Source organism: Microbacterium paludicola (assembly GCF_039529675.1).
Taxonomy (GTDB): domain Bacteria; phylum Actinomycetota; class Actinomycetes; order Actinomycetales; family Microbacteriaceae; genus Microbacterium; species Microbacterium paludicola.
This window is the reverse complement of sequence record NZ_BAAANG010000009.1, coordinates 63,027-87,769: the sequence shown is the minus strand read 5'-3', so window position 1 is coordinate 87,769 and position 24,743 is coordinate 63,027. Positions and strand designations below refer to the sequence as shown.

The window sequence follows — 24,743 nt, the reverse complement described above, 5'->3', positions numbered from 1 at the left end:
CCCACACCGGCATCGGCGGCCAGACCCCCTCAGCCCGCGTTCACAACGTCACGGGGAAGTACAGCTAGACAATCACGGCCAAAGCATTCCACCGGCAGTGACGTATCCCCCTCCGGCTGGGGATGTCCCATGTCCCACCTGTCCCACCCTCAAGCGTCATACGTCACAGATCCCGCATGATTCCGCGCCAGAAGGCGCCTGAAGCGTGACAAGAGGTGGGACATCACATGGGACATGTGGGACACATGACGCATCTCACGCCAGCGGTACTACCCTCCACTTATGAGCGATCGCGACAACGACATGGTGCATCTGTCGTTCGGTCCGGACTACGAGGACGGGGAACTGATCCTGCGAGCGGATCTGCCGAGTGACGCCCTGCGGGGCGCCGGTGACGTGCAGATGGAGGACCCGGCGACCGGAGAGCGCCGATGGTTCGAGGTCTGGGTTGTCGACCGGTAGGTGCCGGCAGAACACATGGCAGACAACGCCAGCGGACACAGAGAGCCCCCGACGACGCTGAGCCGAGAGGAGCGGATCCGCGCAGCAGCGATCATTCTGCGCGATGCGGCCGAGGACCTGATGCAATCTCGAGTCCGCACTGAGTCCGCAGAATCCCCTACGCGTGCCCCCGGGTCACAACGCTGACCAACTCCGCGCCCGCGAGATTCCGCGGCTGACAACCGCTCACCGCGTCGGGCAGTCGCTGGTGCGCGATTCATCAACTACCGCTGACCCCACCGGCGAAGCCCGGCCCGGCGGGCCCCGCGCGCGAGCGCCACTGAGCGGTGCAGCGCCGCTCGGCGGCCCGCTCCGCTTCGGCCTGCTCCCGTAGAATGACGAGGATCTGATCGCTGCGGGCGCGGTTGGCGTGTGCAGCACGCTCCCCTCCCCAGCCGCGCGATCCCACAGCCATGGCAGGAGTTGAATGAGCGGCCTGACGCCGATCGACAAGGGCAAGCAGCTGCTGGCGGACTCGGTCTTCCAGTACCTGGGTGCCGCGATCATCGATGGAACCCTCGAGCAGGGTTCGCGCATCCGCGATGCCGAGCTCGCCGAGAAGCTGAATGTGTCGCGCATGCCGATCCGCGAGGCCCTGCAGCGCCTGGAGCGCATCGGCCTGGTCGAGATGATGCCCAGCCGCTACACGCGCGTGACGGTCGTCACCGACGAACTCGTCCGCGCCTCGCTCGCCTACGCGGGCTACAAGTGCGGCATCGAGATCTCCGCCACACTGCCGAGCATGACCGACGAGCAGGCCGACCACGCCGTCGAGCTGCTCGACGCGATGGACGGCGCCCTCGGCGACGCCGCCGCCTCGATCGCCGCCCGCATCGCGTTCTCGCGGTACATCGCCTCGCTGACCGCCGAGAACATCTACAAGCAGCACCTCGAGGATCTCGACCTCGCCCTCGAGCGCAACCTGACCCACGTGGGTCCCGTCGTCTCCGACGACGAGCTGCGCGAGAACTACCGCCGGCTGCGCGAGGCCATCCGCGCGCGCGACAAGGTCGCCGCCGAACGTCTCGTCCGCGAGCAGTTCGGCCTCTGAGGACAGCGGTTCAGCCCGAGGACGCCGCGAAGCCGCGGATCCAGCGATCCAGGCGGGTATATGCGTCGCGACGCACCGCGGGGTGCGACAGGAACACGTCGTGCAGCGCCCCGTCGAGGCGCTCGACCGTCACCGTCCGACCGAGCCGCAGCGACGCCCGTGCCACGTCCTCCACATACAGCACGGTGTCGGAGCGGGTGAGGTCGTCGCTCCAGCGGACCGGCAGCGTGCTGCGCGCCGACAGCATGACGCACACGGGCGCCGTGATGCCGAGGCCCTTCGCCACGGCATTGTGGCCGCCCAGGATGGCGTCGAGCCAGCCCGCATAGACAGGGAAGCCGGCCGCGGGGCGCCAGTCGGCGTCGATCGACACGGGGTCCTCGGGGTCGGCCGCCTCCTCCACCGCACGCGAGTAGAAGCCGTGGTCGGTGACCCGGATCTTGTCCAGCGGACGCCACCGCGCGCGCAGTTCGACCATTGGCGACAAGGCGGTGCGGGCCACGGCGCTCAGCTGGAATTCGAGCCACGGGCTGTTGAGCACAAGTGCCGCGACCTCGTCGGGGTGCCGCGAGGCCCACAGGCTCAGCACGAGGCCACCCGTCGAATGGCCGAGCAGGATGAGCCGGCGCTCGGCGCTGTCACCCCGCGCGTCGAGAGCCGCCCGGATGTCCTCGTCGTAGGTGGCGAGGTCGGTCACGTAGCCCGGCGTCTGCCACTCGCGCAGGCTCCGGCCGTACTTGCGCAGGTCCAGTGCGAAGAAGCGGGCGCCCCGATCCGTCCAGAACCGCGCAAGGCGGCGCTGGAAGAAGTAGTCCGACCAGCCGTGCACGTACAGCACGTCGACGTTCTCGAGCAGCCGCGGTCGCTGCCAGAACCGCCGCGGAGCGGGGAGGTGCCGCACCACCGTGGCGACGACCTCGCCCTCCTCATCCGCGCCCAGCGGCAGCGTCAGGGCCTCGAACCCCTCACCGAGGACATCGGCGACCCATGTGGCGGACACGCCTGCCAGCCTACGACGGCCGTGATCGCCGCGGGTTACTTCACGGCACCCGCCGTGAGCCCGCCGACGATGTACTTCTGCAGGAACAGGAACAGCGCGACCACCGGCAGGGCGGCCATCACGGCGCCGGCGGAGAACGCGCTCCAGTCGGCGTAGCGCGGGTTCGACACGAGCTTGGTGAGACCCACAGCGAGCGTCTGGTTCTCGGTGTCGATCAGCACGACCGACGCCACCACGAACTCGTTCACGCTGCCGATGAACGACAGCAGTGCGACAACCGCGAGGATCGGTGCGACGAGGCGCAGGATGATCGTGAAGAACACGCGCACATGGCTCGCGCCGTCGATCTTCGCGGCCTCGTCGATCGACTGCGGCACGGTGTTGAAGAACCCGTACATCAGGTAGGTGTTCACGCCGAGCGCGCCGCCGAGGTACACGAGGATCAGGCCGATCCTGCTGTTCAGGCCGATCGCCGGGAACCAGTCGCCGATGGCGCTCAGCAGCAGGAAGATCGCCACCACCGCGAGCAGCTGCGGGAACATCTGCACGACGACGATCGTGATGAGCCCGAAGCGACGGCCGGTGAACCGCATGCGCGAGAACGCGTACGCGGCGAGCGCGCCGAGGAAGACGGTGAGGATGGCCGTGATGCCCGCGATGATCAGGGTGTTCGCGAACCACGCGAGGAACGGCACCTTCGGGTCGCTGACGATGCGCACGTAGCTGTCGAAGCCGATCGCCGAGAACAGCGCGTTCGATCCGGTGAGGGTGCCGCGCGGGTTGAGCGAGCTCGAGATGACGAACACGATCGGCAGCAGCGAGAACGCGGTGACGATGATGCCGACGACGTGGCGCCAGCCGAGGTCGGCGAACCAGCGTCCGAAGGAGCGGCGGCGGTCGGTGAGGGCGGTCGCGCTCATCAGTTCAGCTCCTCGAGCGACTTGGTGCGGCGGAACGCGATCACGGAGATCACTGCCACCACGATGAAGATGATGATCGAGTAGGCGCTCGCGAGACCGTAGTCGCGCGTCTGGCCGGTGAAGGCCACCTTGTAGACCATCGAGATCAGGATGTCGGTGTGCCCGACGGGGATGGGCGCCGCCGAGTCGCGGGGTCCGCCGTCGGTGAGCATGTAGACGACGTTGAAGTTGTTGAAGTTGAACGCGAACGATGCGATCAGCAGCGGTGCGACGCTGACGAGCAGCAGCGGCAGCTTGATCAGGCGGAACACCGCCCACGGCTTCGCGCCGTCGACCGTCGCCGCCTCCTGCAGCTCGTCGGGAATCGACTGCAGCGCTCCGGTGCACACGAGGAACATGTACGGGAAGCCGAGCCAGAGGTTCACGATCAGGATCGACACCTTCGCCATCACCGGATCCGTCAGCCACGGGATGGACGCCCCGCCGAAGATCACCTGGTTCAGGAAGCCGAAGCTCTGGTTCATCATGCCCGCCCACACCAGCGCCGACAGGAACGACGGGACCGCGTAGGGAAGGATCATCAGCACCCGGTAGACCGCGCGGCTGCGCATGCGGGCGTTGTTGAACGTGATCGCCAGGAACAGCCCGAGGAAGAACGTCGTCGCGACGGACAGCAGGGCGAAGGCGAACGTCCACAGGGTCACGTAGAACAGGGGCCCCGCGAGGCGCTGATCCGTGACGGCGCGGATGAAGTTGTCGAAGCCGACGGTGATCTGCCAGCCCGGCAGCAGCTGGGTGCCGTCCTCCGCGGTGAACGCGCCGACCCCCGTGTCGCGGTAGACCGCGCCGGTCTCGGTGTTCGTCAGGGTGCCGGCGGCCTCGTCGTACTCGAGCGCCGAGGTGTAGAGGTAGCCGCTCGTGCCATCCGGAGTGCGCAGCGCGCCGTCGTTGGGGTCGTCCGAGAACGGCACCGACAGCTCGGTCACCTCGTTCTGACGCTGCAGCACCTGGGCGAACTGCAGGCTGTTCCAGCCGTCGGCCGCGACGGCCTTGTCGCCCTCGAACGTCGGGTTCGCGGCTGGGGCGAGCGGCATCTCGGTGGTGCCTACGAGCGCCTCGCCCTCGGGCGTCGTGACGAGCAGGCCGAGCGCGCCGCCCTGCTCCACGACCGTGATGGGGTAGGTCGCCGAGTCGGGCACACGCTGGAGCGCCGAGGCCATGAGCGAGGCGACCGCCTGCTCCTTGGTGCCGTTGTGGCCGGTGCCGTAGTTCGTGAAGGCGACGTAGCCGGTGTAGATCAGCACGAACACCTGGAACAGGCACAGGAAGATGACGCCGGGCGTGAGGTACTTCGCCGGCAGGGTGCGGCGGGAGAAGTAGATCCAATTGACGATGACGGCGACGACGACGACGACGCCGATCACGATCCACTGCTGGAAGCCGATCAGGACGAGCACCGCGTAGACGGCGATCGCGTCGACGATGCCGAGCAGGATCAGCTTGAGGACGAGAGCGCGGATGCCGCCGCCCGCCCGCTCGGCGATGTCGTGCGCCTGGCGCTGCCTGCGCAGGCGACGCGGATCGGTCGCGGCGTCGGTCGCCGTCTCGGCGACCTGGGTATCGGTGTCGGTCATGGCTCCCTTGCCCGTGCGAAGTCGTCAGAGTCCGCTCGTCGAGCGAGGGCCGCGAGGCCCTCGCTCGACGAGCAGGGATGTGGAGGTGTCAGTCCCGGATCAGCCGATGGCGGCCTGCACGTCGGACGTCAGCTTCTGCCACGTCGCGACGGGGTCGGCGCCGTTGATGATCTCGGCCTGTGCGATGCCCCAGTACTGCCACACCGAGCCCATCGCCGGGATCGCGGGCATCGGCACCGCCTGCTCGCCCACCGTGGCGAAGCCGCCGATGATCGGGTCCTCCGAGGCGGTCTCGGCCGCGGCGGAGAGGGCCGGCAGGATGTTGCCCACCTCGAACAGCGCGAGCTGCGCGTCCTCGGAGCCGAGGTAGTTCACGAGGAAGTCGTTCGCGGCGACCTTGTTGTCCGACTCGGCCGAGACGAAGAAGCCCTTGACGCCCGCGAACGGCGAGGCGGGCTTGTCGGTCGGGCTCGGGACCGGGTCGATCGCGACGTCCACGCCGGCGTCGATCGCGGCGCCGACGTTCCACGGGCCGGTGAGCCAGTAGGCAGCCTTGCCGTCGATGAACGACTGCTTGGCGATGTCGCCGTCGATGTCGGTGTTGAACACGCCGGTGCCGTTCTTGCCCTGGCCGGCGAGCCACTGGGCGAACTGCTCGCCGCCGGCGCTGCCGAGCTGCAGGTCGGTCGGGTCGTAGCCCTTGTCGTTCGTGCCGAAGACGGGGGCGCCGAACGCGGTCTGGAACGGGTACAGGTGGTAGGGGTTGCCCTCGGCACCCTGCTCGACGACGAACGGCTGGTCGAGGCCGGCGGCCTTGCCCTTGGCGATCATGTCGTCGAAGCTCGTGGGCGCATCCGGCACGAGCGTCTTGTTGCGCAGCACGGCGATGTTCTCGACGGCGTACGGGAGCATGTAGACGGTGCCCTCGTAGGTGGAGGCGTCCAGCGCGACGGGCAGGTAGTCCGAGGCCGCGTCGCCGAGCTCGAGCGGCGCGACGACGCCGTTGGTGGCGAGCTCGCCCAGCCAGTCGTGGGCACCCATGGTGATGTCGGGGCCCTCGCCCGTCGGCACCTGCTGGATGAAGTCGTCCTTGATGTCGGCGTTGTCCTTGCCGACGAGCTCGACCTCGACACCGGTCTGCTCGGTGTACGCGTCGGCCGCACCCTGCAGCGCATCCACGCGCTCGGCGTCGACCCAGACGGTCAGAGTCGATGTGGCCTCGCCCTCGCCCTCGGCGGGGGCGGACGTCTCGCCGCCCTGCGGGGCCGGCGTGGACGAGCATCCGGCAAGGCCGAGAGTCGTCGCGATCGCGAAAGCCGCGACCAGGCGGCCCTTGCTGTTCACCTTCATTGGCGTGTTGCCTCTCTGTCGTGGAACCGGCCACTCCGCCGATTTCTGCAAGCGGTTACAGGTATACCCGTTCATCCCGGATCCGCAAAACGGCCCTTCTGCGATGCCAGGGGTTCGATACGCAACCGTGATGCACACGGACGCCGCTCCTGCCTGCAAACGTTTCCACATCCAACCGGAATCGCATAAAGTCTCATCTCATGACTCCCGCTCCCACCCTGAGCCCGACACTCGTGGGCCCCGAAGGCGACGCCGCCGCCCCCGGCGCCGCCTGGTATCGCACCGCCGCGATCTACCAGATCTATCCCCGCTCCTTCGCGGACGCGAACGGCGACGGCATCGGCGACCTGCCCGGCATCACCTCGCGCCTCGACGCGCTGCGCGACCTCGGCATCGACGCGATCTGGCTCTCGCCCTTCATGACCTCGCCGCAGAAGGACGCCGGCTACGACGTCGCCGACTACTGCGACGTCGACCCACTGTTCGGCACGCTCGCCGACTTCGACGAGATGCTCGAGAACGCGCACGAGCGCGGCATCCGCGTGATCGTCGACCTCGTGCCGAACCACTCGTCCGACCAGCACCCCTGGTTCCAGGCGGCCCTCGCCGCCGCTCCCGGAAGCCCCGAGCGCGGCCGCTACATGTTCCGCGACGGTCGCGGCGAGAACGGCGAGCTGCCCCCGAACAACTGGCAGTCGGTGTTCGGCGGCAACGCCTGGACCCGCGTCACCGAGGCCGACGGCACGCCGGGCCAGTGGTACCTGCACCTGTTCGACTCGTCGCAGCCCGACTTCGACTGGGCGAACGAGGAGGTGCGCGAGGAGTTCCGCCGCATCCTGCGCTTCTGGCTCGACCGCGGGGTCGACGGCTTCCGCGTCGACGTCGCCCACGGCCTCGTCAAGCACGACGAGCTTCCCGACTACATGCCGCCGGAGGACTCCGACTCGATGGGCGGCAAGGAGCCGGTTCCCTACTGGGGCCAGGAGGGCGTGCACGAGGTGTACCGCGACTGGCGCCGCCTGCTCGAGGAGTACGAGGGCGACCGCGCCCTGTGCGCCGAGGCGTGGCTGCCGACCGCCGCCGAGACTGCGCTGTGGGTGCGTCCCGACGAGATGCACCAGGCCTTCAACTTCCCGTACCTGATGGCCGACTGGGATGCCGCGCAGCTGCGCGAGGTCGTCGACGAGTCGTTCCGCGCGTTCGGCGGCGTCGGCGCCCCGACCACGTGGGTGCTGTCCAACCACGACGTGATCCGCCACGCCTCGCGCCTCGCGCTGGGCGCCGACGCGCCGCAGGGCCACGGCATCGGCCCGCTCTCCCCCGGCAAACCGGACGCGGTGGTCGGCCTGCGCCGCGCCCGCGCCGCGACGTCGATGATGCTCGCACTGCCCGGCTCCGCCTACCTCTACCAGGGCGAGGAACTCGGCCTGCCCGAGGCGATCGAGCTTCCGGACGACGCGCGCCAGGATCCGACGTGGTTCCGCACGCAGGGCGAGCGCTACGGCCGCGACGGATGCCGCGTGCCGATCCCGTGGGAGGCCGACGCCCCGGCGTTCGGGTTCAACGGCACGGGTGCTGCGTGGCTGCCGCAGCCGTCCGAGTGGGCGGAGCTCGCGCGCGATCGTCAGGAGGACGATCCCGACTCGACGCTGAACCTGTACCGCACGCTGCTGCGCCTGCGGCGCGAGCTGGGCCTCGGCGCCGCGTACGATTTCGCGTGGGTGGAGGGCCTCCCGGCCTCCGCGGTCGCGTTCCGCAGCGGTGGAGTCACGGTCGTGGCGAACACCGGCGCCGAGCCGGTGCTGCTGCCGGAGGGTCGCGTCCTCGTCTCGAGCGGCGCGCTCGAGGAGGACGGATCCGGATCGCGCGTCCTTCCCGCCGACACGACCGTCTGGCTGATCCAGGACTGATCCACGGATCCGGATCGGATCCCGAGCACGCAAGGGAGCGCGCGGAGCATGAGCATCGCAGAGGTGGCACGGCTGGCCGGAGTGTCCACGGCGACGGTGTCCCGCGCGCTCTCCGGGCGCGGCCACGTGTCCGCCGCGGCTCGCGAGCGCGTGGTCGCGGCGGCGCGGGAGCTCGGCTACGTGGTCTCCCAGGCCGCGTCGAGCCTTGCCAGCGGCCGCACCCGCAACGTCGGCATCGTGCTGCCGTTCCTCAGCCGCTGGTACTTCACCGCGGTGCTCGAGGGCGCGCAGCAGCGGCTGATGCGCTCGGGCTACGACGTGACGCTGTACAACCTCGCCGGCGACGGCGGCGAGCGCCGCACGGTGTTCGAGCACTTCCTGCAGCGCCAGCGCGTGGATGCCGTGATCGCCGTGTCGCTCGAGCTCACCGAGCCCGAGGTCACGAGCCTTCACGCGCTGGGGAAGCCGCTCGTGGGCGTCGGCGGCCCGATCCCCGGCGTACGCACCCTCGCAATCGACGACGTGGCCGTGGCGACGCTCGCCACCGAGCACCTCATCGGCCTCGGTCATTCGCGCATCGGCCTGATCGGCGGCGACGTCGAGTCGGACGCCGACTTCCACCTGCCGACCAAGCGCCGTCAGGGCTGGGAGGCGGCCCTGCGCGAGGCGGGACTTCCCATCGCCGCGAGCCGGGTCGCGAACGCCGACTTCACCGTGCAGGGCGGCTACCGGGCGGCGAAGCAGCTGCTCGGCGCTCCCCTGCGCGACCGGGCCACGGCGATCTTCGCCGCCTCCGACGAGATGGCGTTCGGCGCGATGCTCGCCGCGCGCGACCTCGGCCTCAGCGTGCCGCTCGACGTGTCGATCGTCGGTGTCGACGACCACGACATGTCCGACTTCTTCGGCCTCACCACCATCGCCCAGTTCCCCGGCGCGCAGGGCGCGCTGGCCGTCGACATCCTGATGGCGCAGCTCGAGCCGAAGGGCGAAGACACCCCGCCGTCCGACACCCCGCTGCCGTTCGAGCTGCGGGTGCGGTCGTCGACGACCCGGCCGCGCGACTGAAGGGGGACTCCCCCTCCGCTGCGGCCGTCCCTCGCACAGCCCCCGCTCACCCCGGGGTGCTAGTGTCGGGGATGCGTCCGAGTCTCGGGCGCATCGTCGTGTCTCGACAGGTCTCCCCAGAGACCAGGGCTCGCCGGATCGCATCCGGCTGACGCCCCGTCTTCCTGCCGCGGCGAACGGATCCGGCATCCGCCGTGTTCGCCTCCCACCGGCCTGCGCTTCCCTGCGCCCGCGCCTCTGTGCGCCTGGGCCGGATCATCGAAAGAAACACACATGACCTCTGCTGCTGAGCAGATCTCCTTCGCCGATCTCGGCGTCCCCTCGATCCTCGTCGACGCGCTCGTCACCATGGACCGTCCCACCCCCTTCCCCATCCAGCGCGAGACGCTCCCCTCGACGCTCGCCGGTCGCGACGTCCTCGGCCGCGGAAAGACCGGATCCGGCAAGACGCTCGCGTTCGCCATCCCGCTCGTCGCCCGCCTCGCCGCGAAGGGCCAGCGCGGTCGCGCCGGCTCGCCGGTCGCCCTCATCCTGGCTCCCACGCGCGAGCTCGCCACGCAGATCACCCGCACGGTCGAGCCCCTGGCCAAGGCCGCGGGGATGGCCGTGACCACCATCTTCGGCGGCGTCTCGCAGAAGCCGCAGGAGGCCGCCTTCGCGCGCGGCGTCGACATCGTCGTTGCCTGCCCCGGCCGCCTCGAGGACCTCATGGGTCAGGGCGTCGTGCGCCTCGACCGCGTCTCGATCACCGTGCTCGACGAGGCCGACCACATGGCCGACCTCGGCTTCCTCCCCGGCGTGACGCGCATCCTGTCGAAGACGCCGACCGATGGTCAGCGCATGTTCTTCTCGGCCACGCTCGACAACGGCGTGGACAAGCTCGTCAAGCGCTTCCTGCCGAACCCCGAGCACATTGCGATCGACTCGGCCGAATCGCCCGTCGCCGCGATGACGCACCACCTCTTCGAGATCTCCAGCACCGAGCTGAAGACCGACGTCATCAAGGCCCTCGCGTCGGGCACCGCCCGCCGCATGCTCTTCACCCGCACCAAGCACCAGGCGAAGAAACTCGCGCGTCAGCTGACGGCGGCCGGCATCCCCGCGGTGGATCTTCACGGCAACCTGTCGCAGAACGCGCGCGACCGCAACCTCGCCGACTTCTCGTCGGGCGCCGTGAAGGTGCTCGTCGCGACGGACGTCGCCGCCCGCGGCGTGCACGTCGACGGCGTCGACCTGGTCGTCCACATCGATCCGCCCGCCGAGCACAAGGCGTACCTCCACCGCTCGGGCCGCACGGCCCGCGCCGGCGCCGCCGGCGACGTCGTCACGCTGATGGTGCCGTCGCAGCGCAAGGACACCGAGATCCTGATGCGCCGCGCCGCGATCGACGTCAAGCCGCAGCACGTCACGGCGAACCACTCGGCCGTCCTCGCCCTCGTGGGCGAGGTCGCCGAGCGCGTCGCGCCGCGTCCGGGCGGCCCCGGTGCGGGCAACGCCCCGGTCGAGGGATCGACCGGCGGCGGTCGCTCGACCGGCGCGAACGCCCAGCGCAAGCGCGCCGCCCGCGAGGGCCAGGGCGCCGCAGCCGGCGGCCAGCGCCACGGTCAGGGCGGCGGACGCGGACGCGGCGGTCGTGGCGGCCAGGGCGGCGGTCAGTCACAGGGCGGCCAGCGCCAGGGCGCGCCCCGCGGCGGTCAGTCGGCGCCGACGTACAGCACCTCGACCGGCCAGCCCGCGCAGCGCCCCGCCCACGGCGGCTCGGCGCACGGCGGCTCGACCGGTGCCGGCAACCCGGCCCCGCAGCGCCGCCGCGGCCCGCGCCGCGCGTCGAGCTCCTTCTAAGCGACACCCCCGCTTCGGCGGGACGAGAATCGGTGCCGTCGGGCCGTCATCCATCCGGATGAGGGGCCGACGGCACCGCTTCTCGCCAGATGCACGAGAGCCCGGCCCCACCAGGCGCCGGGCTCTCGGTCGGTCGGGGGCGGGTTACTCGCCCCGCGAGACCTTGATCATCTCGTCGCGGGGGACGACCTTGACCCGCGCACGGCCCTCGGGTGCACCCAGGGCGATCTCGTGCTCGTCGAGCCGGTGCCAGCCCTCGAGATCCGTCCAGGCGACGCCGCGCGAGGCGAGCAGCGCCGGGATCGCCTCCTCCGACGGATCGGCGGGCTGCCACCACGACCCCTGGCCGTTGAGCAGGTGCTGGATGGTCTCCATCGCGTCCGACTTGGTGTGGCCGATGAGGCCCACGGGGCCGCGCTTGATCCATCCGGTCGCGTACATCCCGGGGATCCGCTCGTTCGAGTCGGGCGAGAGCACCTGGCCCTCATGGTTCGGGATGACCCCGTGGCGCTCGTCGAACGGGACGCCCGGCAGCGGCGAGCCGAAGTAGCCCACCGCGCGGTACAGCTGACCCATCGGCACCTCGCGCAGCTCGCCGGTGCCGACGACGCCGCCCTGCCCATCGGGGCGGGTGCGCTCGTACACGAGGGCCGCGATCCGGCCGTGCTCGTCCTTCTTGACCTCGATCGGCTTGGCCCAGAAGTGAAGGTGAAGGCGACGCGACGCGGTGCCGCCGGCGTTGTTCGCCGACTCGCGCTGACGCCACGACTGCAGCACGCGGTCGATGACCTTGACCTGCTTGTTGGTCTCGATCGCCGCCTTCGACGCCTCGTCGTAGTCGAAGTCCTCGTCGTAGACGACCATGTCGACATCCCGCAGCTCGCCGAGCTCGCGCAGCTCGAGCGGGGTGAACTTCACCTGCGCGGGGCCGCGACGGCCGAAGACGTGCACGTCGGTGACGGGCGACGCCTCGAGGATCTCGTACACGTTCGGCGGCACCTCGGTCGGCAGCAGGTCGATCGCGTGCTTGGCGAGGATGCGCGAGATGTCGAGGGCGACGTTCCCGTTGCCGATCACACCGACCGACGGCGCGGTCAGCGGCCAGGTGCGCGGCACATCCGGGTGTCCGTCGAACCAGCTCACGAAGTCGGCGGCGCCGTAGGAGCCCTCGGCGTCGATGCCCGGGATGTCGAGATCGGCGTCGCGCACGGCACCGGTCGCGAAGATCACCGCGTTGTAGTGGTGCTTCAGGTCGTCGAGCGTGATGTCCTCGCCGAAGCGGACGTTGCCGAACAGGCGGATGTCGCCCCGGTCGAGCACCTCGCGCAGCGCGCCGATCACGCCCTTGATGCGCGGGTGGTCGGGGGCGACGCCGTAGCGCACGAGCCCGTAGGGCGCCGGCAGGTGCTCGAAGAGGTCGATGGAGACGTCGAACTTCTTCTCTGCCTTGAGCAGGATGTCCGCGGCGTAGATGCCGGCGGGTCCCGCGCCGACGATGGCCAGCCTCAGCTTGGTCATGACTTTCCTTTCAGGCGGTCAGGCCTTCGATACACAAGAGTCTGCCGCGCGACGCCGGATGGATCCGGTGTCAGCTGCTGCGGTCGACGAGCGACTCGGCGAAGCGCACGAGCGCCTCGCGCACGCCGCCGCGCGGCAGCGGGTCGAGGGCGTCGATCGCCTCGCGGGTCCAGGTCAGGGCGAGCTCGCGCGTGCGCGCGGTCGCGGGGTGGTCGCGCAGGACCGCGAGCGGCTCATCCAGGATGGCCGGGTCCTCGCCCTCGCCGATGCGGGCGACGCCGTCGTCGATGCGCTGCGTGAGCGCGCGCGACTCGTCGTCGTCGGCCGCGGCGAGCAGCAGGTACGGCATCGTCGGCACTCCGGCGCGCAGATCGGTGCCGGGGACCTTGCCCGTCTCGGACGCATCCGCGGACAGGTCGATCACATCGTCGAGCAGCTGGAACGCCACGCCGACCTTCTCGCCGTACACGCGCAGCGGCTGGTGGAAGCGCTCATCCGCGTTGGAGAAGATCGCGCCAGCCTGCACGGACGCGGCGATCAGCGAGCCGGTCTTGTCGGCGAGCACCTGGATGTAGAACGCGATCGCATCCTGACCCGGCTGCGCACCGACCGTCTCGTGCATCTGGCCGAGCACGAGCCGCTCGAACGTGTCTGCCTGCAGCGCCATGGCGCGCTCGCCGAGGCGGGCCATGATCTGACTCGCCCGCGAGAACAGCAGGTCGCCGGTCAGGATGGCGATGCTGTTGCCCCACACCTGGTGCGCGCTCGCGACGCCGCGGCGGCGGTCGGCTCCGTCCATGACGTCGTCGTGGTACAGCGAGCCGAGGTGCGTGAGCTCGAGGGCGGTGGCCGCGTCGATCACGGCCGGGACGGTGCCGTCGCCGAGCTGCGCCGACAGCATCGTGAGCATCGGACGCACGCGCTTGCCGCCGGCCTCGTAGAGGTAGCGCGCGGTGGCGTCGACAAGCTCATCGGCCGAGTGGAGCTCGTCGGCGAGACGTTCCTCGACCTGCTCCAGGCCGTCCTCGATCAGCCCGATGAGCCGCTTCGATCCCGGCCCGGCGAAGACGCGTTCGCTGAGGCCGAATCGACTCGCCATGGAGGAGCCCGTCGCCGGTCGGGGTGTCACGACTCCAGCCTACCGGCGGCGTCTTCGCCGCGACGGCCTTCCGATTCGGCGTCGAAGGACCTCGCCGCGGCTCCCGGCTGCGCCGGCTTCACCGCGCGGTGAAGGGCGACGATGCCGAAGCTCAGGTCGCGATACGCGACGTCCGTCCATCCGACCTCGCGGATCCAGGCCGACAGCGCGCGCTGGTCCGGCCAGTCCCTGATCGACTCGTTGAGGTAGTCGTAGGCCTCGGTGTTCGAGGAGACGACGCGCGCGATGCGCGGCAGGATGCGGTCGTTGTAGAAGCGGTAGAGCCCCCGGATCGCGGGGACGGGCGGGTGCGAGAACTCGCAGATCACGAGGCGGCCGCCGGGCTTGGCGACCCGCAGCAGCTCGGCGAGCGCCTTCTTCGGCTGCTTGACGTTGCGCAGGCCGAACGACATCGTCACGGCGTCGAACTCGCCGTCGGCGAAGGGAAGGGCTGTCGCGTCGGCCTCGACGAACTCGAGGTTGCGCACGTCCCGGTACCGGCGACGCCCCTCGGCGATCATCCCCGGCGAGAAGTCGGCGGCGACCACGTGAGCACCGCTGCGGGCGAGCGAGATGGCGGACGCGCCCGTGCCGGCAGCGAGGTCGAGGATGCGCTCCCCCGGCCGAGGGTGCACGGCGCGGGTCGTGGCGACGCGCCAGAGGCGGTCGTTGCCGACGCTCAGCACCGTGTTCGTGACGTCGTACTTCGGCGCGACCTGATCGAACATGCCGCTGACGCTGGCGGGGTCCTTGCCCAGGTCGGCGCGGTTGGGGCCTCCGTCGAAGGGGCTGCGGCGTCCGGCGTGCGAGATCACGCCTCCGAGTCTACGGTCGCCAGCCGTGCCAGCCAGTGCTCGGCCGTCGCCTCGTCGAACGGCGCCTCGAGCGCGCGCACCCGCCGTTCGAGGTCGTGGGCCGTCGCCTCGAGGGCCTCGATCACGCGGGACGGGTAGCCGTAGCGCACCCTGTGCACCTCCCACTCGTCCTCGTCGTCGATGTAGACGCCGCGCTCGTCGGTGCGGCGCACGACGTCGAGGTCCATGTCGATCGCGGTAGGAAGACCGTCCTCGCCCCAGCCGGCGGCCCACGAGACGTCGATGTACACGCGCGTGGCGGCCGGCGACGCGTTGACGGTCAGCACGTAGTCCTGGCGGCCGGCGGGGATCATCATGACGCTCGGTATGTCCAGCACGAGGTCCCGTCCCGGACGGAAGCTGCGCGATCCGGTCCGCTGGCCGAGCCAGTCGCCCCAGTGATCCGATCCGAGGTAGACGCACTCATGCTCCCAGTGCGGGGAGCCGTCCCACTTCCGCCAGCGGAAGACGAGCGGGGTTCCTATGGCGGGCCGGGGCATTGTCCGAGCCTATGCCGCCCGGGCGGGCAGGAGCGCGCGCCCGGGCCGGAGGGGCGGATCTAAGCTGGACGGGTGTCAGAAACGTCCCGCGTCCCGCGCCTGATCGTGGAGACCCGGGAGGCGGATCCGGTCGAGGATCCGCTGCTCTGGGCGAGCCGCTCCTGGCCCCTCGCCTGGCAGCGCAAGGGCGACATGCTCGTGGGCGCGGGCGCCGAGATCCTGCGCCTCGACGTCACCGGCCCTGACCGGATCGCGCGCATCGCGGCCGCGTGGCGCGAGATCATGGCCGCGGCCGAGGTCGACGACGAGGTGCGTGTTCCCGGGACGGGGCTCGTCGCGTTCGGCGCCTTCGCGTTCGACGACGGCTCGGCGCAGCGCAGCACCCTGACGGTGCCGTCGACGATCCTCGGGCGCCGCGGCGGCCGTCACTGGATCACGCGGATCCGCAACGCCCGCGCCGCCGCGCCCGACGAGGCCCCGCAACGCTCCGACTACGGATCGCACTGGTCGGCGACGCTCGGACCGGGGCGGATGGATCCCGCCGCGCACGGCGACGCGGTGCGCGAGGCGCTCGCGGCGATCGAGGCCGGCGAGGTGAAGAAGGTCGTGATCGCCCGCGACATCGCCGGCTCCGTTCCCGTCGACGCCGACCTCCGTCGCCTCGTGCGCGCCCTCGCGAGCGGCTACCCCGACACGTGGACGTTCGCGGTGGAGGGGATCATCGGCGCGAGCCCCGAGACCCTCGTCACCGTGCGCGGCGGAGAGGTCACGGCCCGCGTGCTCGCCGGCACCCGCCCCCGCGGCGCGGACGCCGACGAGGACTCGGCGATCATCGCCGAGCTCGCGGCCAACCCGAAGGACGTCGACGAGCACGAGTACGCCGTGCGCTCGGTCGTCGATGCGCTGCGCCCCCACACCTCGGCGCTCGCGTCCGCCGAGCAGCCCTTCACGCTCAAGCTGCCGAACCTCTGGCACCTCGCGACGGATGTCGAGGGAACGCTCTCCAACGGATCGACGGCGCTCGACATGGTGCGTGCCCTGCACCCGACGGCGGCCGTGGCCGGCACGCCCCGCGAGGCCGCGATGGCGGCCATCCGGCGCATCGAGCCCTTCGACCGCGGGCGCTACGCCGGTCCGGTCGGCTGGATCGACGGCAACGGCGACGGCGAGTGGGCCATCGCGCTGCGCTGCGCCCAGTTCGGGGTGCCCGGCGAGGCCACCGAGAGGGGCTGGACCGCCGATCCGGACGGAACGCGCCCCGTCACCGCCCACGCGGGCGGCGGAATCGTCGCCGGCAGCGTGCCCGAGGCGGAGCTGCTGGAGACCCGCGTCAAGTTCCGGCCCATCGTGGACGCGCTGGCGTAGCCCTTCTTGGCCGCGCGCGCATCGATCACTCGGCCGACGCTCCGCGCCGGCGCTCGCGAGGCTTGTGGTCGCCACGTGCGACCGAAGGGAGCGTGCCGCGGAGCGGCCAACCAGCGCGCCCACGGATGGAGCGAAGCGACAGCCCATCGATCGCGAGCGCCGGCGCCCCGCGAGCGGAGCGAGCCGCCGTCGCGGAGCGGCGGCCTCTCTCGCGGAGTGGTACCGCGGAGCGGTGCCCGACGCGTGAGAGTCACGAACAGCCCGCGTCGGCCGAGTGATCGATCAGCGCGCGGCCAAGAAAGAACAGCGTCGGTTTAGAGCTCGTCGAGGAAGCCGAGGTAGGGGTTGCGCATGCGGGACCCCGGGTCGAACTCACGCGCGAGCGCGGCGAAGTCGGCGAGGCGCGGCCAGACGGCGGCGCGGCCCGCGGCGTTCATCGTGGCGAGCTTCCCCCAGTGCGGGCGGGCGGCGAACGGCTGCAGCGCCGCCTCGATCTTCGCGATCACGGCCTCGACCGCCGGCTGATCCGGCAGCCACGTGAAGTGAAGGCCGACCGTGTCGGTCTCGTACGCGGGGCTCAGCCAGAGGCTGTCGGCGCGCATCGAGCGGATCTCCGTGACCTGGATCAGCGGGGCGATGTCGCCGGCGAGCTCGCGGACCGCGCGGATCGCGGCGACCGCGTGCCGACGCGGCACCAGGTGCTCCGACTGCAGCTCGGCCCCGCTCGAGGGAGTGTGACTCATCCGGAAGTGCGGCAGCCGGTCGAGCCAGCGCCCGGGCTCCCCCAGCTGCGGCGTGCAGGCGTCGGGCGAGACGCCCGCGAGCATGTGCAGCGGCTCGGTCGCGGGCGCGGGATCGCCGGGGATCGTCGGCGGCTCCTCGGCGCGCGACTTCGTCCACACCTGATCGATGGTGTCCGGATCCGTCCACCGCAGGAAGAGGCTGACGCTGTAGGCGGCGCCCATGAGCGCATCGAAGTGCGACATCGCCGTCTCGAGCGGGAGGTGCTCGTAGAGGCGCTGGCGCACCTCGAAGGAGGGCTCGATGTCGAGCGTGACCCGCGTCACGATGCCGAGCGCCCCGAGCGAGACGACGGCGGCGTCGAAGTGCTCGTCGCCGCGGGCGAGCGTCAGGACATCGCCCGTCGGGGTGACGAGCTCCAGCGCCGTGACGGCGGAGGAGAGCGTCCCCACCCCGTCACCTGACCCGTGCGTGCCGGTCGCGATCGCGCCGCCGATCGAGATGTGCGGCAGCGAGGCGAGGTTCGACAGCGCCCATCCCTCAGCCTCGAGCGCCTGGGCGAGGTGGCCGTACCGGGTGCCGGCGCCGACCGTGACGGTCCGCGCGTCGGCGTCGATCACCGGTGCCGAGGCCAGCCCCGCCGTCGAGACGAGCGTCGCCTCGGTGTCGGCGATCAGGCTGAAGGAGTGGCCGGAGCCCAGTGCGCGGACGCGGCCGGGGCGCCGCAGGATCTCGCGGACGTCGTCGGTGCTGGCGGGGTCGGCGATCCGGTTCGCGCGGAAGCGCACGTTTCCCGCCCAGTTGGTGAGTTCCATGTCAGTCATCCTCTCCCTGTGCCGCGGCGAGTCGCTCGCCCGCGGCCTGCAGCCAGTGCCGCGTGTCGGTCATCGCCGCGTCGGCGGACCCGGCGAGCTCCGTGAGGGAGACCGCCTCGATGCCGGTGACGTCGGCGTCGTCCGCGATCCGCCCGGCGACGACGGCGATCCGGGCGCCGGCCTCGCGTGCGAGCCCGGCGACGTATGCGGGGGTCTTCCCGGCGGCCGACTGGCCGTCGTACGAGCCCTCGCCCGTGATGACGAGGTCCGCGCCCTCGATCGCAGCCGGAAGACCGGTGAGGGCGCCGATCTCGGCCGCTCCGCCGACGAGGCGCCCGCCCCAGGCGAGCAGCCCGAAGCCGCAGCCGCCGGCCGCGCCGGCGCCGGGCACATCCGGATCGGCGTCGAGCAGGCTCGCGAGGCGGGCGAGGCCCTCGTCCGCGCGGGCGACGCCGCCGGCGTCGAGGCCCTTCTGCGGGCCGAAGACGGCAGCCGCGCCGCGGCGACCGGTCAGGCGCTTCGTCACGTCGGTGAGCACGAGCACGCCGCCCGACGGCGCCGGACGCAGTCTCGTGAGATCCGCCTTCGCGAGCTCCTCGAGGCCCGCCGCCCCGGGCGGGATGGAGAGGTCGTACGCGTCGGTGAAGCGCGCGCCGAGGGCCGTCAGGGCCCCGATGCCGCCGTCCGTCGAGGCGCTGGATCCGATGCCGAGGATGAGCCGCGAGACGCCGTGATCGACCGCGGCGCGGATCGCCTGCCCGAACCCGAGGGTGGACGCGTCCCGGCCGCGCAGGTCGCCCGCCAGCAGCTCGATTCCCGATGTCGAGGCGAGCTCGACGACACCCGTGCCGTCGGGGAGCAGCAACCAGGCCGCATCGACCGGGAGCCCGAGCGGACCGGTGACGCGCACCGGCATGCGCGTCGCCTCGGGGAACGCCGTGGCGAACGCGTCGAGCGTGCCCTCGCCGCCGTCTGCCATCGGCCGCAGCACCACCTCGTCGTCGCTGCGCATCCCCGTCCAGCCGTCGGCGATCGTCCGCGCCGCCTCGGCGGCGGGACACGTGCCCTTGAAGCTGTCCGGCGCGACCACCACCCGCATACCCATGCCGCCATCCTTCCGCACCCGGCGACGGGTCCAGGCCACGGCCCGGGTGCGGGCGGGCGGCGCGCGGTTACAGGGTCGCCTTCATGCGCTTCTTCTCGGCCTCGACGTCGAACTCGGCGACCGGCCACTGCGGGTCGATGTCCTCGAGCGTCTCCAGCAGCAGCTCCTGCACCGCGAGACGCGCGTACCACTTGTGGTTCGCCGGCACGACGTACCACGGCGCCTCATCCGTCGAGGTGCGGGTGAGCGCGGTCTGGTACGCGTCCATGTACGCGCTCCACCGCGCGCGCTCGTCGACGTCGCCCGGGTTGTACTTCCAGTGCTTGTCCGGGCGCTCGAGGCGCTCCATCAGGCGCTCGCCCTGCTCCTCCGGCGAGATGTGGAGCATGACCTTGATGATCCGGATGCCGCGGTCGGCGACGCGGCGCTCGAAGTCGACGATGGCGCCGTAGCGGCGCTCGATCTCCTGCGCGTCGGCGAGCTTGCGCACGCGGCCGATCAGCACGTCCTCGTAGTGCGACCGGTCGAACACCCCGATCAGGCCCGCACCCGGCAGGCGCTTCTCGACGCGCCACAGGAAGTCGTGCGCGAGCTCCTCCTCCGTCGGCGCCTTGAAGGCGGCGAGCTGGATCCCCTGCGGGTCGACGCCTCCCACCACGTGACGGACGACCCCGCCCTTGCCGGCCGAGTCCATCGCCTGCAGCACGAGCAGCACGGCGTCCTTCGCGGCGCCGCCGCGGCTCGCGGCGTACAGGCGCTCCTGGTACTCGGCGAGCTGCTCGAGGCCCGACTTGAGGTCGGCCTTGCCCGCGGCCTTGTCGCCGTCGTACCCGGGGGTCGCGTCGGGGTCGACGTCCGACAGCCGGAATCCCTTCGTCACCCGCAGCACGCGGGCTGCGTCATCCGTCCAGCGGGCCTGGCTCTTCGCGATCATGCGGCACAGTCAACCACCCGGATCCGACCCGACGCGAGAGCGGCGGGAGCCGACGCGCGGATGAGCTCATTCCCGCTCGAGCGGGACCTCGATGATGCGTCGGGATCCCGGCGCGATCAGCGCCTGATCCAGGGCCGAGCGGGTCGTGACGCGCGTGTGCTCCCAGCCGTACGCGGACGCGAGCGCCGCGACGTCCGCCTGCTGCGGCGTGTACTGCACGCGGTCCATGTCGTCCTTCGAGGCGAGGGAGGCGACCTCGAGCCCGTCGAAGATCGTGCCGCCGCCGTCGTTGCCGACGATCAGCTGGATCCGCGGATGCTCCTCCGAGACCGGCAGCAGCAGCGCACCGACGTCGTGGAGCAGGGTCAGGTCGCCGAGCAGCACCCGCGTGACGCCGGGGCGGGCGCCATCCTGGCTCGCGAGCGCGATGCCGAGGGCCGTCGCGATCGTGCCGTCGATGCCCGCGAGACCGCGATTCGCATGCACGGGAACCCGCTTGCCCGGCAGCACCGCGTCGGCCACGCGGACGAGGCGGGACGACCCGAACACGAGGCGGTCGTGCGGCCAGGTCGCGGCCCACACCGCGGCGGCGAGCTGCGCGCGATCGAGCGGGCGGCGCACCGCGGCCAGCTCGGCGCGGGTCGCCTGCGCGCGGGCGAGCGGGTCCTTCGACGCCAGCCCGTCGAGATCGGGCGCGGGTGCGTCGAGGTCGACGGCGTGCGCGGCGGATGCCTGCAGCCAGGTCCCGAGCCAGGCGCGATCCGGATCCCCGGGGGTCACCGCGACCGCGTCGACGTGGGTCGTCCGGTGGTTGAGATCGAGGTCCTCCCCCGCCCCGCGCACGGCTATCACCTCGACGTCCGGCCGCGAGAGCAGGGCCGTGACCTCGCGGGAGAGGGTCGGATGGCCCAGGACGACGGCGCGCTCGATGCGCCCGCCGAGCTCGGGATCGCGCAGAAGGGAACGGTAGCCGTGGATCAGCTGGCGGCCGAAGCGCGCACCGCTGACGATCTCGGCGATGAGCGGCCAGCCGCCGGCGTGCGCCAGCTCCTCCGCGGCGGGGCCGGCGTCCGCACCGGCGATCACAACCGTGCGGGGGCCCCGCTCAAGGACGTGCGGATCGCGCTTGGGGGTCGGGACGGCGGCCGGGACGGCACGCGTCCTGCCCGCGGCGAACCAGTCCGGCAGCGCTCCGGCGAGCGGCTCGCGGTACGGGAGGTTCAGGTGCACGGGGCCGGCAGCGGCATCACCCGCCTGGCCGGTCGCCGAGCCGTAGGCGCGCCGCGCGATGGCGCGCGCCGCGGCGACCTCGCCCTGCTCGCCGGTCGGCGTCTCCGCGTCCATCGCGAAACGCGTGAACGCGCCGAAGATCCCAGGCTGGGTGGTTGCCTGATTCGCCCCGACGCCGCGCAGCTCGGGCGGGCGATCGGCGGTCAACAGCAGCAGCGGGACGCCGGCGTGATGCGCCTCGAGCACCGCGGGAAGCAGGTTCGCGACGGCCGTCCCCGAGGTGCAGATCACGGCGGCGGGCACGCGCGTCTCGCGGCCGATGCCGAGCGCCGTGAAGCCGGCGACGCGCTCGTCGATCCGGACGTGGAGCCGGATGCGCCCCGCGCGCTCGAGGGCCGCCGCGGCGAGCGCGAGCGCCTGGGAGCGCGAGCCGGGGCTCACCACCACGTGCCGCACCCCGTGGGCGACGAGTTCGTCGAGGAGCGCGGCGGCGGCGTCGCTCGCGGGCGATGCGCCGGGGTCCCGGCTCACGTCAGAGCGTCCCGCGACGGTCGCGGGGGTCGTCGTCCCCGGTCTCGTCCGGCTTCTCCTCGCCCGGCTTCGGCTGCTCGTCCGACTCGGAGTCGAGACGGGCGAGCTCCTCCTCGAGCAGGCGGATGCGCTCATCCTGATCGCTCACGCCCTTCAGCGTGCCGAGGAAGTTGGGGTCGTCGTCCGGAGCGATGACGCGGCTCGCTGACTGGGGGCGAGAGCGGCCGAGGACGAACCACAGGATGCCGCCGAGCACGGGCACCAGGACGACGATCGCGATCCATGCACCCTTCGAGACACCGCGGTGGCGGGTCGGGGGCTGGACGGCGCAGTCGACGATGCTGAAGACCCAGAACGCGATCGCAGCCACAACGAGGGGGATCAACACGCGAGGCGGCATCTCCTCATCCTAGGCGGGTCACCTGTGCACGGGATGGGGTTGACGCGACCGCCGGCCCGGGTCGCGCTCAGGTGGCGAATCTAGACTCGAACACGTGAACACGCACGCTGACGCCCCGCTCGAGGACGCCCCGGGATCCGCCGCGACGGACGAGGCCCGGCCGGCCGGCGCCGGTCGCCGTGCCGGTGTGTCGCTGCTCGTCTACGGGGTGCTGCGGCTCGCCGCGTTCCTGGTGCCGTTCGGGCTGATGATGCTGCTGCCGGCGTTCCACGACCTGTGGTGGCTCGCCGCGATCTTCGCCGCGCTGATCGGCCTGAGCATCTCGGTGCTGTTCCTGCGTCGCCCGCTCGCGGATGCGGCGCAGTCGCTCGCGGCCCGCCGGGAGGCGGCGCCCCGCGCGCGCACCGAGCGCGAGCTGGAGGACGAACTCGAGGACGCGGCGAACGACGACGCCCAGCGCGGCTGACGCCCGGGGATCAGCCCCCGGTTGCTGAGCGAGCCCGCGAGCCGAAGCGACCGACCTCAAGCCGCCCGCCCGTGCTCGCTCGATAACCGGGGTTGGGCAACGGACCTGTGCGCCGTCCGGTTGCTGAGCGAGCGCCAGCGAGCCGAAGCGACCGACCCCAAGCCGCCCATCCGTGTGAGCCGGTCATCTCGACTCGCTCCGCTCGCTCGATAACCGGGGTGCGGCGCGCAAAGGTGCGGGGAACGCATCGAATGGGGCGCGTTGAGGTGCACACGCCGCACCTTTGCCCCACCGGTTGCTGAGCGAGCCGAAGCGACCGACCCGGCCCAGCCGTGCGAGCCGTCATCTCGACTCGCTCCGCTCGCTCGATAACCGGGGTGGGAGTGCAAAGGTGCGGGGAACGCATCGAATGGGGCGCGTTGAGGTGCACACGCCGCACCTTTGCCCCACCGGTTGCTGAGCGAGCCGAAGCGAGCCGAAGCGACCGGCCCCAAGCCGCGCGCCGGTGCGAGTCGGTCATCTCGACTCGCTCCGCTCGCTCGATAACCGGGGTGCGGCGCGCAAAGGTGCGGCAAACGCATCGAATGGGGCGCGTTGAGCTGCACACGCCGCACCTTTTCCCCACCGGTTGCTGAGCGAGCGCCAGCGAGCCGAAGCGACCCGCCTCAAGCCGCCCACCCGTGCGACCCGTCATCTCGACTCGCAAGCTCGCTCGATAACCGGGGTTGGGCAAAGGGCCTGTGCCCCTGTGCGAACGAAGTGAGCGTGGAGCGAAGCGACCCCGCAGCGCGAAGCGCTGCCGCAGCCGAGCGTCAGCGACGGTGCCTCGCTCGCAAGGGCGCCGCTTGCGGCCCCGAAGCGTGCGAGCCGCTGTTTAGAAGAACGCCCAGAACAGGAACCCCGCGTAGCCGAGCGACGTCAGCGATGTCAGGGCCAGCGCGGTGACCAGCTCACGGGGCTGACGGTAGGTCCAGACGATCAGGATGGCCGGGCCTCCCGCGAGGAGGGCGAGCGAGGCGAGCCAGGCGATCGGGTAGAACAGCGCGAGGTACCAGGACGTCGCGAAGGCGAGCAGGACGAAGACGGTGTACAGGATCTGCGTCGCGCGGCGCCCGATGAGGACGCTGAGGGTGCGCTTGCCGACCCGGCGATCCTGGTCGATGTCGCGCAGGTTGTTGGCGAGCAGCACGGCGCAGGCGAGCAGGCCGGCGCCGACGGCGCCGAACCAGGCCTCCTGCGGCAGGGCGAGCGCCTGCACCCACGTGGTGCCGAGCGTGGCGACGAGGCCGAAGAAGATGAAGACGAAGACCTCGCCGAGCGCGTTGTAGCCGTAGGGACGCTTGCCGCCGGTGTAGAACCACGCGGCGACGATGCAGACGAGACCGAGCGCGATGAACCACCACTGCTGCGTGCGGATGGTGATCGCGAGACCTGCGAGCGCGGCGATGCCGAAGAAGACGAAGGCGGCGACGAGCACCGAGCGGGGCTTCACCCGGCCGGAGGCGGTCAGGCGCGCGGGGCCCACGCGGTGGGCGTCGGTGCCGCGGATGCCGTCGCTGTAGTCATTGGCGAAGTTCACGCCGATCTGCAGCGACACCGCGACCACCAGGCAGGCGAGCGCGATGACCCAGTGGAAGACGTCGCTCACGATCAGCGCCGCTCCCGTGCCGATCACAACGGGCGACACCGCGAGCGGAAGGGTGCGCAGGCGCGCGGCGCCGATCCAGTCGCCGACGGTCACGGGGCCGGCGGCGGGTGATGCGTCCGTGCGCGCGACGGCGCGCTTGGCGGGGTTTCCGCTCAGGCCACGGGTGTTCTTGCGCTTGCTGCTCGGTCGCTTCGCCACGATCCACGATCCTACGGCCGCCGCGCG

At 71.5% G+C, this 24,743-nt stretch carries 21 protein-coding genes; 7 read left to right on the top strand and 14 right to left on the bottom strand.

Annotation, left to right across the window (positions count from 1 at the left end; genetic code table 11):
* The first annotated feature begins 282 nt into the window (after nucleotides 1–282).
* Nucleotides 283–462, top strand: coding sequence for a hypothetical protein (locus ABD161_RS06950; RefSeq protein ID WP_344000972.1), 180 nt, complete (start codon nucleotides 283–285; stop codon nucleotides 460–462).
* A 466-nt stretch (nucleotides 463–928) separates the two neighbouring features.
* Nucleotides 929–1,552 carry a GntR family transcriptional regulator gene (locus ABD161_RS06945; RefSeq protein ID WP_344000970.1) on the top strand — a complete coding sequence of 208 codons (624 nt, stop codon included), beginning with the start codon at nucleotides 929–931 and terminating at the stop codon, nucleotides 1,550–1,552.
* Nucleotides 1,553–1,562: 10 nt separating this feature from the next.
* On the opposite strand, the gene ABD161_RS06940 is transcribed toward ABD161_RS06945, so the two are convergent.
* The 4 genes from ABD161_RS06940 to ABD161_RS06925 all read right to left on the bottom strand — a co-directional run bounded on the left by ABD161_RS06940 (nucleotide 1,563) and on the right by ABD161_RS06925 (nucleotide 6,456).
* Nucleotides 1,563–2,552 (bottom strand): alpha/beta hydrolase, encoded by a 990-nt coding sequence (locus ABD161_RS06940; RefSeq protein ID WP_425560814.1) that lies wholly within the window; start codon nucleotides 2,550–2,552, stop codon nucleotides 1,563–1,565.
* A 35-nt stretch (nucleotides 2,553–2,587) separates the two neighbouring features.
* Nucleotides 2,588–3,472, bottom strand: a complete 885-nt coding sequence (locus ABD161_RS06935; protein ID WP_135113919.1) for a sugar ABC transporter permease — start codon at nucleotides 3,470–3,472, stop codon at nucleotides 2,588–2,590.
* The gene (locus tag ABD161_RS06930) at nucleotides 3,472–5,106 is read right to left on the bottom strand and encodes an ABC transporter permease subunit (RefSeq protein ID WP_344000966.1); all 1,635 of its coding nucleotides are present in this window, start codon (nucleotides 5,104–5,106) and stop codon (nucleotides 3,472–3,474) included. Before ABD161_RS06930 ends, ABD161_RS06935 begins: the two co-directional genes overlap by 1 nt.
* Nucleotides 5,107–5,205: 99 nt before the next feature.
* Nucleotides 5,206–6,456 (bottom strand): sugar ABC transporter substrate-binding protein, encoded by a 1,251-nt coding sequence (locus ABD161_RS06925; RefSeq protein ID WP_344000965.1) that lies wholly within the window; start codon nucleotides 6,454–6,456, stop codon nucleotides 5,206–5,208.
* 200 nt (nucleotides 6,457–6,656) lie between these two features.
* On the opposite strand from ABD161_RS06925, the gene ABD161_RS06920 reads away from it, so the two are divergent.
* The 3 genes from ABD161_RS06920 (at nucleotide 6,657) to ABD161_RS06910 (ending at nucleotide 11,273) form a co-directional block, all read left to right on the top strand.
* On the top strand, nucleotides 6,657–8,366 hold the full coding sequence (locus tag ABD161_RS06920; protein WP_344000963.1) for a glycoside hydrolase family 13 protein: 1,710 nt from the start codon (nucleotides 6,657–6,659) through the stop codon (nucleotides 8,364–8,366).
* Nucleotides 8,367–8,414: 48 nt separating this feature from the next.
* Nucleotides 8,415–9,431: a LacI family DNA-binding transcriptional regulator gene (locus ABD161_RS06915; protein ID WP_344000961.1), complete on the top strand. Its 1,017-nt coding sequence runs from the start codon at nucleotides 8,415–8,417 to the stop codon at nucleotides 9,429–9,431.
* Nucleotides 9,432–9,704: 273 nt separating this feature from the next.
* The gene (locus tag ABD161_RS06910; protein ID WP_344000959.1) at nucleotides 9,705–11,273 is read left to right on the top strand and encodes a DEAD/DEAH box helicase; all 1,569 of its coding nucleotides are present in this window, start codon (nucleotides 9,705–9,707) and stop codon (nucleotides 11,271–11,273) included.
* Nucleotides 11,274–11,417: 144 nt separating this feature from the next.
* Here ABD161_RS06910 and ABD161_RS06905 read toward each other — a convergent pair whose 3' ends face one another.
* From ABD161_RS06905 to ABD161_RS06890, 4 genes are all read right to left on the bottom strand, one after another.
* Nucleotides 11,418–12,791 (bottom strand): FAD-dependent oxidoreductase, encoded by a 1,374-nt coding sequence (locus ABD161_RS06905; protein WP_344000957.1) that lies wholly within the window; start codon nucleotides 12,789–12,791, stop codon nucleotides 11,418–11,420.
* 70 nt (nucleotides 12,792–12,861) lie between these two features.
* On the bottom strand, nucleotides 12,862–13,890 hold the full coding sequence (locus ABD161_RS06900) for a polyprenyl synthetase family protein (RefSeq protein ID WP_135113928.1): 1,029 nt from the start codon (nucleotides 13,888–13,890) through the stop codon (nucleotides 12,862–12,864).
* A gap of 26 nt (nucleotides 13,891–13,916) precedes the next feature.
* Nucleotides 13,917–14,744, bottom strand: coding sequence for a bifunctional demethylmenaquinone methyltransferase/2-methoxy-6-polyprenyl-1,4-benzoquinol methylase UbiE (gene ubiE / locus ABD161_RS06895; protein WP_344000955.1), 828 nt, complete (start codon nucleotides 14,742–14,744; stop codon nucleotides 13,917–13,919).
* Entirely contained in the window at nucleotides 14,741–15,283 is a 543-nt protein-coding gene (locus ABD161_RS06890; protein ID WP_344000953.1) for a DUF402 domain-containing protein, read from the bottom strand. The genes ubiE and ABD161_RS06890 overlap by 4 nt, the downstream gene beginning before the upstream one ends.
* Before the next feature lie 72 nt (nucleotides 15,284–15,355).
* Between ABD161_RS06890 and ABD161_RS06885 the strand changes: the two genes are divergently transcribed.
* Nucleotides 15,356–16,648: an isochorismate synthase gene (locus tag ABD161_RS06885; protein WP_344000951.1), complete on the top strand. Its 1,293-nt coding sequence runs from the start codon at nucleotides 15,356–15,358 to the stop codon at nucleotides 16,646–16,648.
* Nucleotides 16,649–16,962: 314 nt separating this feature from the next.
* Here the strand turns inward: ABD161_RS06885 and ABD161_RS06880 are convergent, their stop codons facing one another.
* The 5 genes from ABD161_RS06880 to ABD161_RS06860 all read right to left on the bottom strand — a co-directional run bounded on the left by ABD161_RS06880 (nucleotide 16,963) and on the right by ABD161_RS06860 (nucleotide 22,404).
* Nucleotides 16,963–18,204 carry an FAD-binding protein gene (locus tag ABD161_RS06880; RefSeq protein WP_344000949.1) on the bottom strand — a complete coding sequence of 414 codons (1,242 nt, stop codon included), beginning with the start codon at nucleotides 18,202–18,204 and terminating at the stop codon, nucleotides 16,963–16,965.
* A 1-nt stretch (nucleotide 18,205) separates the two neighbouring features.
* Nucleotides 18,206–19,303 (bottom strand): glycerate kinase, encoded by a 1,098-nt coding sequence (locus ABD161_RS06875; RefSeq protein ID WP_425560815.1) that lies wholly within the window; start codon nucleotides 19,301–19,303, stop codon nucleotides 18,206–18,208.
* 73 nt (nucleotides 19,304–19,376) lie between these two features.
* Nucleotides 19,377–20,243: a PPK2 family polyphosphate kinase gene (locus ABD161_RS06870; RefSeq protein WP_344000945.1), complete on the bottom strand. Its 867-nt coding sequence runs from the start codon at nucleotides 20,241–20,243 to the stop codon at nucleotides 19,377–19,379.
* A gap of 66 nt (nucleotides 20,244–20,309) precedes the next feature.
* On the bottom strand, nucleotides 20,310–22,004 hold the full coding sequence (gene menD / locus ABD161_RS06865; protein ID WP_344000942.1) for a 2-succinyl-5-enolpyruvyl-6-hydroxy-3-cyclohexene-1-carboxylic-acid synthase: 1,695 nt from the start codon (nucleotides 22,002–22,004) through the stop codon (nucleotides 20,310–20,312).
* A gap of 1 nt (nucleotide 22,005) precedes the next feature.
* Nucleotides 22,006–22,404: a PLD nuclease N-terminal domain-containing protein gene (locus ABD161_RS06860; protein WP_344000939.1), complete on the bottom strand. Its 399-nt coding sequence runs from the start codon at nucleotides 22,402–22,404 to the stop codon at nucleotides 22,006–22,008.
* 94 nt (nucleotides 22,405–22,498) lie between these two features.
* Between ABD161_RS06860 and ABD161_RS06855 the strand changes: the two genes are divergently transcribed.
* Nucleotides 22,499–22,870, top strand: a complete 372-nt coding sequence (locus ABD161_RS06855; protein WP_344000936.1) for a DUF4229 domain-containing protein — start codon at nucleotides 22,499–22,501, stop codon at nucleotides 22,868–22,870.
* Nucleotides 22,871–23,744: 874 nt separating this feature from the next.
* On the opposite strand, the gene ABD161_RS06850 is transcribed toward ABD161_RS06855, so the two are convergent.
* On the bottom strand, nucleotides 23,745–24,716 hold the full coding sequence (locus tag ABD161_RS06850) for a 1,4-dihydroxy-2-naphthoate polyprenyltransferase (RefSeq protein ID WP_425560812.1): 972 nt from the start codon (nucleotides 24,714–24,716) through the stop codon (nucleotides 23,745–23,747).
* Nucleotides 24,717–24,743: the final 27 nt, after the last annotated feature.

Excerpts from the sequence above, each read along its gene's own strand:
- ABD161_RS06950 (WP_344000972.1), top strand. The coding sequence starts at position 283 with ATGAGCGATCGCGACAACGACATGGTGCATCTGTCGTTCGGTCCGGAC.
- ABD161_RS06945 (WP_344000970.1), top strand. The coding sequence starts at position 929 with ATGAGCGGCCTGACGCCGATCGACAAGGGCAAGCAGCTGCTGGCGGAC.
- ABD161_RS06935 (WP_135113919.1), bottom strand. The coding sequence starts at position 3,472 with ATGAGCGCGACCGCCCTCACCGACCGCCGCCGCTCCTTCGGACGCTGG.
- ABD161_RS06930 (WP_344000966.1), bottom strand. The coding sequence starts at position 5,106 with ATGACCGACACCGATACCCAGGTCGCCGAGACGGCGACCGACGCCGCG.
- ABD161_RS06925 (WP_344000965.1), bottom strand. The coding sequence starts at position 6,456 with ATGAAGGTGAACAGCAAGGGCCGCCTGGTCGCGGCTTTCGCGATCGCG.
- ABD161_RS06920 (WP_344000963.1), top strand. The coding sequence starts at position 6,657 with ATGACTCCCGCTCCCACCCTGAGCCCGACACTCGTGGGCCCCGAAGGC.
- ABD161_RS06915 (WP_344000961.1), top strand. The coding sequence starts at position 8,415 with ATGAGCATCGCAGAGGTGGCACGGCTGGCCGGAGTGTCCACGGCGACG.
- ABD161_RS06910 (WP_344000959.1), top strand. The coding sequence starts at position 9,705 with ATGACCTCTGCTGCTGAGCAGATCTCCTTCGCCGATCTCGGCGTCCCC.
- ABD161_RS06905 (WP_344000957.1), bottom strand. The coding sequence starts at position 12,791 with ATGACCAAGCTGAGGCTGGCCATCGTCGGCGCGGGACCCGCCGGCATC.
- ABD161_RS06900 (WP_135113928.1), bottom strand. The coding sequence starts at position 13,890 with ATGGCGAGTCGATTCGGCCTCAGCGAACGCGTCTTCGCCGGGCCGGGA.
- ABD161_RS06890 (WP_344000953.1), bottom strand. The coding sequence starts at position 15,283 with ATGCCCCGGCCCGCCATAGGAACCCCGCTCGTCTTCCGCTGGCGGAAG.
- ABD161_RS06880 (WP_344000949.1), bottom strand. The coding sequence starts at position 18,204 with ATGGAACTCACCAACTGGGCGGGAAACGTGCGCTTCCGCGCGAACCGG.
- ABD161_RS06875 (WP_425560815.1), bottom strand. The coding sequence starts at position 19,303 with ATGCGGGTGGTGGTCGCGCCGGACAGCTTCAAGGGCACGTGTCCCGCC.
- ABD161_RS06870 (WP_344000945.1), bottom strand. The coding sequence starts at position 20,243 with ATGATCGCGAAGAGCCAGGCCCGCTGGACGGATGACGCAGCCCGCGTG.
- ABD161_RS06860 (WP_344000939.1), bottom strand. The coding sequence starts at position 22,404 with ATGCCGCCTCGCGTGTTGATCCCCCTCGTTGTGGCTGCGATCGCGTTC.